This window comes from Halochromatium sp. (genome assembly GCF_054919635.1).
On sequence record NZ_JBUDPI010000005.1, the window covers coordinates 21,522 to 31,820 of the forward strand.

General features: G+C 63.5%; 10 protein-coding genes and 1 tRNA gene. 7 read left to right on the plus strand and 4 right to left on the minus strand.

What is annotated here, in order from left to right:
- Positions 1–1,782 (plus strand): complex I subunit 5 family protein, encoded by a 1,782-nt coding sequence (locus ACY693_RS00900; RefSeq protein WP_462319941.1) that lies wholly within the window; start codon positions 1–3, stop codon positions 1,780–1,782.
- A 182-nt stretch (positions 1,783–1,964) separates the two neighbouring features.
- Entirely contained in the window at positions 1,965–3,641 is a 1,677-nt protein-coding gene (locus ACY693_RS00905; protein WP_462319942.1) for a complex I subunit 5 family protein, read from the plus strand.
- A 6-nt stretch (positions 3,642–3,647) separates the two neighbouring features.
- On the opposite strand, the gene rlmB is transcribed toward ACY693_RS00905, so the two are convergent.
- Both rlmB and rnr read right to left on the minus strand, forming a co-directional pair.
- Positions 3,648–4,412, minus strand: coding sequence for a 23S rRNA (guanosine(2251)-2'-O)-methyltransferase RlmB (gene rlmB / locus ACY693_RS00910; protein WP_462319943.1), 765 nt, complete (start codon positions 4,410–4,412; stop codon positions 3,648–3,650).
- Between the two features lie 14 nt (positions 4,413–4,426).
- A complete protein-coding gene (rnr, locus tag ACY693_RS00915; protein WP_462319944.1) occupies positions 4,427–6,676 on the minus strand; it encodes a ribonuclease R in 2,250 nt (749 codons plus the stop codon).
- A gap of 111 nt (positions 6,677–6,787) precedes the next feature.
- Here rnr and ACY693_RS00920 point away from each other — a divergent pair.
- The 4 genes from ACY693_RS00920 to ACY693_RS00935 all read left to right on the plus strand — a co-directional run bounded on the left by ACY693_RS00920 (position 6,788) and on the right by ACY693_RS00935 (position 8,250).
- A tRNA-Leu gene (locus ACY693_RS00920) sits at positions 6,788–6,874 on the plus strand.
- Positions 6,875–6,967: 93 nt separating this feature from the next.
- The gene (locus ACY693_RS00925; protein ID WP_462319945.1) at positions 6,968–7,375 is read left to right on the plus strand and encodes a DUF6538 domain-containing protein; all 408 of its coding nucleotides are present in this window, start codon (positions 6,968–6,970) and stop codon (positions 7,373–7,375) included.
- 343 nt (positions 7,376–7,718) lie between these two features.
- Positions 7,719–7,982 carry a type II toxin-antitoxin system RelB/DinJ family antitoxin gene (locus ACY693_RS00930; protein ID WP_462319946.1) on the plus strand — a complete coding sequence of 88 codons (264 nt, stop codon included), beginning with the start codon at positions 7,719–7,721 and terminating at the stop codon, positions 7,980–7,982.
- Entirely contained in the window at positions 7,969–8,250 is a 282-nt protein-coding gene (locus ACY693_RS00935) for a type II toxin-antitoxin system YafQ family toxin (protein WP_462319947.1), read from the plus strand. The genes ACY693_RS00930 and ACY693_RS00935 overlap by 14 nt, the downstream gene beginning before the upstream one ends.
- Positions 8,251–8,703: 453 nt before the next feature.
- Here ACY693_RS00935 and ACY693_RS00940 read toward each other — a convergent pair whose 3' ends face one another.
- The gene (locus ACY693_RS00940; RefSeq protein ID WP_462319948.1) at positions 8,704–9,168 is read right to left on the minus strand and encodes a PLxRFG domain-containing protein; all 465 of its coding nucleotides are present in this window, start codon (positions 9,166–9,168) and stop codon (positions 8,704–8,706) included.
- A 133-nt stretch (positions 9,169–9,301) separates the two neighbouring features.
- Here ACY693_RS00940 and ACY693_RS00945 point away from each other — a divergent pair, with 133 nt between their 5' ends.
- Positions 9,302–9,838 (plus strand): SANT/Myb-like DNA-binding domain-containing protein, encoded by a 537-nt coding sequence (locus tag ACY693_RS00945; protein WP_462319949.1) that lies wholly within the window; start codon positions 9,302–9,304, stop codon positions 9,836–9,838.
- A gap of 258 nt (positions 9,839–10,096) precedes the next feature.
- Here ACY693_RS00945 and ACY693_RS00950 read toward each other — a convergent pair.
- Positions 10,097–10,299 (minus strand): hypothetical protein (locus ACY693_RS00950; protein ID WP_462319950.1); only part of this gene is annotated, 203 nt, incomplete at its 5' end.

The following is a 10,299-nucleotide window of genomic DNA, read 5'->3' on the forward strand; positions in this document are numbered from 1 at the left end:
ATGACCGATTGGCTAATGCTCGCCTGGATCTGGCCGCTGCTGCTGGCATCGAGCTATCTACCGAGACTCATCAGCGGTGAGGGACAACGCTGGGATCAACCGCCAACCTCGAGGCGCTTGCCGACATGGCGCGCGAGTCTGGTGGTGATCGGCACGCTCCCAGCGCTTGCTGCCGCCTGGCTGGTCCCCATCGGCTCGACCTTGGATCTGCCCTGGCTGTTCTTAGGAACCCAGCTCGGCCTGGATGAAACCAGCCGCATCTTCCTGCTGTTCTCTGCCATCCTCTGGCTCGCCGCTGGCATCTATGCGGCCCAACAAATCCGCTGCGCCGAGCGTGCCTGGCGGTTCCACGCCCTCTACCTGATGGCGATGGCCGGCAACCTCTGGCTGATCTTTGGGCAGGATCTATTCAGCTTTTATGCTGGATTTGCCCTCATGGGCCTTGCCTGCTATGGACTGATCATCCATGTCGACCGCCCCGCAGCGCTGCAGGCCGGTCGGGTCTATCTGATCATGACCCTGCTCGGCGAGGTTTGCCTGTTCGCGGCCTTTGTCCTGATTGCCCAGCAGACCGGGACCGTCACCCCATCGGCAGCGGATCTGGCGGCCATCGACGGCCTTGCAGTGTCCTTGACGGTGATCGGGCTTGGCGTCAAGGCGGGCTTGGTACCCCTGCACCTCTGGCTACCAACCGCTTATGCCCAAGCACCAACCCCGGCAAGCGCAGTCCTAAGCAGCGCCATGATCAAGGTCGCCCTGCTCGGCTGGCTGCGCTTCTTGCCCCTTGGTAGCACCGCCCTGCCCGAGCTTGGCGCCGTGATTGCGGTGCTGGGCTTGATCTCATTCTTCTATGCGCTTCCGATCGGGCTCGTTCAGTCCGACGCCAAAGCGTTGCTCGGCTACTCGAGCATCAGCAAGATGGGACTGGCAGTGCTGCTGCTCGGATTGATCCTGATGCAACCGTCGCTGGCACCGGCTGGCATCGCCGCCTTGACCCTATTCGCGGCCTATCATGCCTTGGTCAAAGGTGGCCTCTTTCTTGGCATCGGCTTGCGCCAAGACTCGGCGCGAGGGACCTGGGTCGCCACAGCCATCCTCTGCGGGCTCGCATTGCTCGCCTTAGCCCTTGCCAGCACGCCCTTCACCAGCGGCGCGCTGAGCAAGTACCTGATGAAACCGCTCTTGAACGCGTCACCTTGGCCCTGGCTACCCGCAGCCATGTTGGTCGCGTCGGTCGCTACAACCCTACTGATGGCGCGCTTCTTCTGGATCGCATTCGGTCTGCAGCCACAAGAGGCAACGCCTCAATGGCGTTGGTCAGCGTTTGCCTGGAGCGTCATCGTTGTGCTGGTGTTGGTCTTCCCGTTCGCGCTGGGCCCAGCCTCGAGCTGGACCACGAACGCGATCCCGGTCTCGATTGGACTTGTCATTGCCTCCCTGATCGCCACCGCGGCCTGGGCCAACCCGTCTTGGCTGCGTCCGTTGATCGGCCTGATCCCGGCGGGAGATGTCCTGGTGCTTCTGAGACCGGCAGGCGACCTCGTCACTCGCGCCGGCAAGCGTCTGCTCGCACCGACGCTCAAGTCGAGCAAACGGATCAGTGACCAACTGCAAGGAGGCTTCAGCGCGATCTTCGACGCCCCAGAGACCGATTCGGAGCGCCAATTACGTCAATGGCCGGTTGCAGGTGCACTCTGGATCGGCATCATCGCCGTACTGCTATTTGCGATGTTGGCCGGCCTCGATAGCTTTGTCAGCCCCAGCACGAAGGCCACCGGATGAGCCCCTGGCTGCTGTTACTGGCCTGGGTTTGGCCATTGCTGCTTGCTTGGCCCGCGGCGGCCTTGAATAGCAGCCGGTGGCAATCGTCGCCAACCCCTGCCCAGGCCCCGGCCCAGGCCGCCCACACAAAGACAAACGCATCGCCTGGGAGCCAACCTAAGGGTCTGCGCTGGAGCCTCCCGATGCTGGGACCTTTACCAGCACTGGTCGCGGTCTTCACGCTGCCTCTCGATACCCGGCTCGATCTGCCCTGGCTCTTCCTGGGCACCTCGCTCGGCCTCGATGCACTCGCCCGCGTCTACCTCCTATTCACGGCCATCCTCTGGCTCGCCGCTGGCCTCTACACCGCGTTCACGTTCCGCGGCACCGCCCATGCCGGACGTTTTCGCACCATCTTCCTGCTCGCCATGGCGGGCAACCTCTGGCTCATCGTTGGTCAAGACCTGTTCAGCTTCTATGCGGGCTTTGCGATCATGGGCCTCGCCGCCTATGGATTGGTGATCCACGACGGCAGCCCGACCGCGTTGCGCGCCGGCAAGGTCTACCTGATCATGGCCCTCGTCGGTGAGATCAGTCTGTTCGCGGCGCTGGTCTTCATCGCGCAGCAGACCGGCACGACGCTGCCGACGCCTGAGGATCTCACCCAGCTCAGTGGATTGCCCATCGCGCTGCTGGTGATCGGGCTGGGGGTGAAGGCCGGCTTGGTGCCGCTGCACCTCTGGCTACCGCTCGCCCATCCCGCCGCGCCGATACCCGCCAGCGCATTGCTCAGCGGCGCCATGATCAAGGTGGCCATGCTGGGCTGGCTGCGTTTCCTGCCGGTCGGAGCAACCGCCCTGCCAGACTGGGGTGGACTGTTCGCGGCTGGCGGGCTGCTGACGCTGTTCTATGCGCTACCGACCGGACTAGTGCAATCGGACCCCAAGGTGATCCTGGCCTACTCCAGCATCAGCAAAATGGGACTGCTGATGTTGAGCCTGGGTCTGGTGCTGATGGAGCCTGCGCTCGCGCCCATCGGCGTCGCCGCGATCGGCCTGTACGCGGCACAACATGGATTGGTCAAAGGCGGCCTGTTCCTTGGCGTCGGCCTGCGCAAACAGGCGGCACCTCTGATGGTACAGCCGTTGGTCCTGGCCGGCCTGATTCTGCTCGCGCTCGCCCTCGCTGGGGCGCCTCTGACCAGCGGCGCGGTCGCCAAGTATGAGCTGAAGCCGGTCTTCAACGCGGCCGAGTGGCCCTGGGTGGCAGCCGCCGTGGTCGTTGGTAGCGTCGCCACCAGCCTTTTGATGGCCCGCTTCATCTGGGCCTGCGTGCGCGCGCAGCCGCATCCTGCGGGAAGCGACCAGGCAAGCTATCTGTGGCCAGGAGCGGCCTGGACGCTTCTGATCGCCCTTGTGCTGCTGTTCCCCTTCGTGCTCGGCAAGCCCGTGAGCTGGCTCAGCGGCTGGCTGCCCATCCTGCTTGGCTTCGCCTTCGCCGGAATGGTCGCCATTGGCGCATGGCGCAATCCGGACTGGCTGCGACCGGTGATCGGACTCATTCCGCCGGGGGACCTGATCGTGCTAGCCCAGCCCATCAATCGGCTCGCGGTTGCTGGGTGGCAGTCAGTCTGGCAACCGATTGACGCCGCACGGGTGCGTGTCACCAACGCTGCGGTCCGAGGCTTCGAGAAGGTCTTCGCCCGCCCAGAGACGGATTCAGAGCGCGGTTTGCGACAGTGGCCCGTGGCAGGTGGTATCTGGCTGGGTATCATCCTGATGCTGCTGATCGCGCTGCTTGGCAACAGCTCGATATCCCAGCAAGCGAGCCCTACGACCCCCGACGAGACGCCGGCCGATGAAAGCCCCAAGCAACAGTGATCGAAGCTATGCTGCGAGCCGTCGCCTGACAACCTCATAGAGACAGATGCCGGCGGCCACCGAGACGTTGAGGCTCTCAACGCGGCCACACATCGGCAAGGACGCGAGCAGATCACAGCGCTCTTGGGTCAGGCGGCGCAGGCCCCGTCCCTCGCTGCCAAGCACCAATGCGGTTGGCCCCGAGAGATCGGTCTCGAACAGGGTCGCCGGGGCCGCATCCGCCAGCCCGACCAGCCAGACACCCCGGGCCTTGAGCAGATCCAGGGCTCGCGCCAGATTCGTGACCTGGATGAACGGCACCGACTCGGCAGCCCCACTCGCCACCTTCAGCACAATCGGCGTCAGTCCAACCGCCTTGTCCTTGGGTGCGATCACCGCGGTCGCCCCAGCACCATCGGCAGTGCGCAGACAAGCGCCCAAGTTGTGCGGATCGGTCACACCATCGAGCACCAACAGCAGCGGCGGTTGCTCACTGGCCTCACTGGCATCAAGCAGGCGATCAAGGTCCTGTTCGGTGAGCGCCGCTGGCATCCGCACCCAGGCCAGTGCGCCCTGATGATTGCCACCCAGCGCGGCGCGATCGAGCTCGTCGCGAGCGACCTGCCGTACGCCAATGCCTGACTCGCGGGCCAAAGTGGCCAGCTCCGCCAGACGGCGGTCGCGACGACCTCGGTCGAGCCAGAGCTCAGCCACGCCCTCGGCGCCAAACTTGAGCGCGCTGCGAACACTGTTGATTCCCACCGTCGCTGCGGTGTCCGACGGGCTGCTCATCGCGCAGGTCCGGCTCAGGCCGCTGGCTTCTTGCGCCGCCGCGAGCGCGAGCGCCGCTTTGGTGCAGCCTCGGCAATCGGCTTGGCCAGCACGAAGTCGATCTTGCGATCCTCGAGATTCACCGCTGCCACCTTGACCCGCAGCCGATCACCGAGCCGATAGACCTGACCCGTACGCTCGCCAGTTAGCCGGTGGCCGACCGGGTCGAAGTGATAGTAGTCGTTATCGAGCGCGGTAATGTGCACCAGTCCGTCGACATAGACGCCATCGAGCTCGACGAACAACCCAAAGCCCTGCACGCTGGTGATGGTGCCATCGAACTCCTCGCCCAGCTTATCGCGCATGAACTCACACTTGAGCCAATGCTCAACGTCGCGCGTCGCCTCATCAGCGCGCCGCTCGGTGCCCGAGCAATGCTCGCCCACCTGCTGCAGCTCTGGCTTCGAGTACTCGAGATCGGCCGCGGTGCCACCGGCAAGGATGTGCTTGATGATGCGGTGGACGATGAGGTCCGGATAGCGGCGGATCGGCGAGGTGAAGTGGGTGTAGGCGTCATAGGCCAGGCCAAAGTGACCGACGTTATCCGAGCTGTACATCGCCTGCTGCATCGAGCGCAGCAGCACGGTCTGGATCAGGTGGAAATCCGGGCGCCCCCGCACCGCATCGAGCAGCGTGCCATAGTCCTTGGCCGTCGGCTTGTTGCCGCCCGGCAGGTTCAGGCCCAGCTCGGCGAGAAAGTCGCGCAGGTCGGAGAGCTTCTCCTCCTTTGGCGTCTCATGGATGCGATAGAGCGCCGGCATCTTCTTGCGTTGGAATAGCCGCGCAGCGGCCACGTTCGCCGCCAGCATGCATTCCTCGATGATGCGATGGGCATCGTTGCGCACCGTTGGCTCGATGCTCGAGATCCGCCCGCCCTCATCGATCACGAACTTGGTCTCAACGGTATCAAAGTCGATCGCACCCCGAGCCGCGCGTGCCTCGAGCAGCGCCTGGTACATCGCGTACAGCTCATGCAGATGCGGCAAGAGATCCGCGTATTGCTCACTGAGCTCGGTGTCCTCTTCGACTAGCATCGCTGCAACCTGGTCATAGGTCAGGCGCGCATGCGAGCGCATCACGGCCTCGAAGAAGCGCGTACGCGTCACCTTGCCCTCGCGACTCACGTAGAGCTCACAGGCCATGCAGAGCCGGTCGACCTTCGGATTCAATGAGCACAGGCCGTTGGAGAGCACCTCCGGCAGCATCGGGATCACCCGATCCGGGAAGTAGACCGAGTTACCGCGCTCGAAGCCCTCCTTATCCAGGGCGCTATCGGGCGTCACATAGGCGGAGACATCGGCGATACAGACGAGCAACTTCCAACCCTTGGGCTTGCGCTCGCAGTAGACGGCGTCATCGAAGTCGCGCGCATCAGCTCCATCGATGGTCACCAGTGGCAGCTCGCGCAGATCGGTGCGCCCGGTCTTTGCTGCCTCCGGCACCTCTTCGCCGAAGGCCGTGATCGCCTGCTCGACCTCGGGCGGCCAGTGCACCGGCAGGTCATGGGCGCGGATCGAGATATCGGTCTCCATCCCGGCCGCCATGTGCTCACCCAACACCTCAGCCACCCGGCCGATCGGCTGGGTGCGTCTGGTTGGCTGATCCGTGATCTCGGCGACCACGATCTGGCCCTGCTCGGCACCGCCGAGGCGATCGCTCGGAATGATCACATCGTGGGTCAGACGCTTGTTGTCCGGCACCACGAAGCCGACACCGCTCTCCGAGTAGAGCCGACCGACCACGCTCGTGGTGCTGCGCTCGAGGATCTCGACGACGGCCCCTTCGAGCCGACCGCGGCGATCCTTACCGGTCACCCGTGCGACGATGCGGTCGCCGTGGAAGAGCGCGCGCATCTCCTTCGGATAGAGATAGAGATCGTCGCCACCATCATCGGGCTTGACGAAGCCGAAGCCGTCCGGATGGCCGATCACACGGCCAGCCACCAGGTCACGCTTATTGACCAAGCAGAAGGCGTCACGGCGATTCCTCAGGAGCTGGCCATCGCGCACCATGGCCCCGAGACGGCGCTCCAGTGCGATGAGGTCTGGCTCATCGGTCAACCCGACCAGGGAGGCCACCTCATCGAAGGAGGCAGGCGCACCATGCTCGGTCAACCTTTCGAGGATGAATTCACGACTGGGAATCGGGTTGTCGTACTTCTTTGCTTCCCGTTGCCGATGTGGATCGAGGTCCCGGGCGGATTGAGCCTTTTTTCGTCGTGCCACGCTGTACTCTTGCTGCGTCGAATGATTTGACTAGTCTACCGTTGACAAGCCCCTTCTGTCTCACTAAGCTTGTTGGCTTGTCGCGGTCGCAACCGTCGACACCGCACCCCTGCCGAGGTGGCGGAATTGGTAGACGCGCATGGTTCAGGTCCATGTCTGGGAAACCAGGTGGAGGTTCAAGTCCTCTCCTCGGCACCATCTCTAAGAGTTTGAGCCCATTCACCTTTATCCGGTGAAATCAGGCCGACAGCAGCGATCATGGCTGGTGGTCCACAACGGTGGTCCACACGCATGCCAAGCACGCTTTACCTGCGTCGCAACCGCTCTGGAATCTACTACTATCGTCGCCGTCTGCCGAGTGCCGTGCGCGCCGCCTTTGACGGCCGTCGCGAGATCGTACGCAGTCTCGCCACGACCCGGCGCCGCGACGCGATCCCGCTCGCGCAGGCGCCTGACCTTGACATTGAGCAACAGATCCGAAAGGCCTTAGCACACTCGATGCCAGAGAAGAGCAGCTTCTACTACCTTCTCCATCCAGAGGAATTCAGCAAGGACATCGGCCAGCTCCTTGCGGACATCCAGGACAATGAGGTCGGTAGGCTGACCCAAAAACCCAATGCGAACGGAAGACCTTACAGCGGAAGCTGCCCGATAGCGTCCACATCCCCCGAGCGTACGGTGGCCCGAACTTCGGTATGACCTGCCATACGATGACGAGTCATCAGCCCAGCAACGACGGGTCCTGAGAGCATGAGCACTGGGCTTGAGAGCCGATGAATACCGGCGCTCCCCGTGGGGTACCGAATGTCAGAATCGGGTATCCGCCGGAATAGGAAGCACCGGGGTCGCGTCAATACAACTTGGGATCGGGAAGCCGCCTGTATGAGGCCAGTATCCGGACCCACGGGCATGGCGATGATCAAACAGAAGAGCGGGTGGAAGGCCATGTCCACGCGGGTACGCGGTTCCCGTGGGTACCCACCCCTGCTGATTGGCCGCCCTATGCTACGATGTAGCTACATCAATCAAAGCGAACACTCGTATGCCCTCTGACACCGTTGTGCGCGCACGCGTCGACCAGCAAGTCAAAGCCGAAGCCTCTGAGGCCCTCGAGGCGATGGGACTGTCGATGTCTGACGCGATCCGGCTGCTTCTAGTCCGGGTTGCCAAAGACAAGCGCTTCCCATTCGAGATCAAGGTGCCGAACGCCACCACACAGCAAGCAATCGCTGAGCTGGAGGCGGATCAAGGCAAGCCGTTCAACAGTGTTGAAGCACTGATGGCGGATCTGCGTGAGGACGATTAAGCGCTCCTCAGCCTTCAAGCGTGACTACAAACGCGAGCGCAATGGGCCCTCTCGCGCAGTGCCGGACGGGGTGTTGGAAGCTGTTCTTCTAGCATTAGCCACTGATCAGCCCCTGGCGCCGCGTTACCGAGACCACGATCTGACGGGCAATTGGTCTGGATACAGGGAGTGCCACCTCAAGCCAGATCTCCTGCTGGTCTACAAGAAGCCGGATCACGAGACTCTCAGATTAGCCCGCTTGGGCTCACACAGTGAGCTGTTTGATTAAGCGTTCGGTGCAAAAGTGATCCAAGCTTAGGGTTAAGACGCACAGGCGCGCTTCACCGAGGTCGTGCCAATACTTAAGTGATGGGCGGCCTCGGCAATACTCGCCTCATGCTCTCTACGCCATACCTACGATTAAAAGCGATCCCGTGGGTCAGGATCGGGTATACGCCGGAATAGGACGCACTAGGACCACGCCACGGCAGCTCGGGATCGGGAAGACGTCGGCATGAGGTCAGTACCCGAGCCACACTGGTGTGGCAATGATCCGGACACAGTAGCGGGCTTGGCATCCCAAACCCACGGGTATGTCATGGTCCCTCAAATGGCGCGCTCACCATTCAGTCGAGACGGGGTCTGAATACTTGCTCTAAGCCCGGTACCCGAGCGGCTTTCTCCAGGCCGGCGATCGAAACAGGCAAACAGATCCAGGCCGAAGCCAAGATCGCGCCGGTCCTCATTTGGACGTCTTCATCCGCGCCTTATCCTGATACATGTCCTGAAGGGAATGCACGTTGGTCGCATCAATCGCCCCCGTTTCATGCGCCCATTGCAGCATCGCCCGGTCCTCCTCGCTCAGGCTGCGCCAGGCGCCATAGTCCGAGCGCGCGCCCCACTTGCGCCGCGCCGCCAGCGTCTCGCCCATCGCCTTTGTCAAGGCCGCGCTCGACTTCCGGAACCCGTGCTCACCCGCCAACTGCGGCAGCGCCACCAACGGCGTCTGCGTCAGGTTGACCAGCGCCGCCGCAGGAGACGCACCCAAGAACCACAAGAACCCAAGCCCCGTCAGTCGGGCGGCCCAAGGCGCGCCACCCGGCGACATGATCCGATAGCGCTTGCGGTACTCCTCCAGAAATTGATCCTCACGGATCACGTTACCCTCGGGATCTGCGCCCTTCTTGACCTTCTTCTCATGCTCCATGGTTGCCATCGCCGCCGAGAGCACCACCCGCACCCAAGGCTATTACCGCCGTGTCGGTCGCCGCTACAAAGCCGGCGTCGTCCCACCCTTCGCCCTCTCCTGACACCACGCAACCCCGCGACATCAAGCCCCCATGGCCACGCCAAACCGATACGGAGCCCACTGGACCCCCGCAGAAGACATCGAGCTCAAGCGGCTATTCCACCAAGGCCTCAGCGACAACGCCATTGCCAAAGCCATGGGACGCCACTCCGCAGAAGCCATCGAGCGCCGTCGCTGGATGCTCGGCCTGCTTCGGCGCCGCAAAACCCTATGGACCCCGCAAAACCTCCAAGCCCTCTACGACAACCAACACCTCAGCTCCACCCAACTCAGCCAAAAGCTCAAGATTCACCCCACCAACATCCACAAAAAGCGCAAAGAGCTTGGCCTGCCAACCAGCACCCAACGCCGCTGGACCGCAGACGAGATCGCCCTGCTCCGCCAGCACTACCCAACCCAAGGCGCCCGCTACATTGCCAACCGCACCCAATGGACCCCGCACGACGTCCAATGCAAAGCCTGCGCCCTCGGCATCCGCCGCCAGCACGACCCTCAAGAGCACCAACCAATCGACACACCATCAGCGCAACCAAGCACCAACGCACCGCGCCAGAGATCCAGGAACTGACCCATGCGTGATCGTCCACCACTCACGGACCAACAGCGCCGCCTCATCCGCCTGCTCGCCAAGCTCGAAGCCCGCCGCCGAGTCCGCGAAGCCCGGCAGCCAAGACCGCCAGCGCGCCGCGACGGGCCTGCGGGGCCCGACGGGCGTGACTTCCCGCCCCGTCTGCGCCCGGGCCGGGCCCGGGGGGCGGGGCCGGACCGCGAAACGCCCCGAGGCATGGTCACCTCGGGGCGCGTCGTCGTCTCCGGAGGGGAGGCGTCAGGTGGGGTCCGGCTCCATCCCGCCCGTGTCGTCGCCGGGGCGCGACTTGGGCTTCTTGGTCTTGGGGATGGCGGTGACCGAGGGCGCCGTCGGCGCCGGAGTCTCGTCATCGTCATCGCCGCGATGGATCGGCTCGCCCTTCATGGCCTTGTGAATCTCCGGGCCCGTCAGCGTCTCGTATTCCAGCAGCGCCTCGGCGA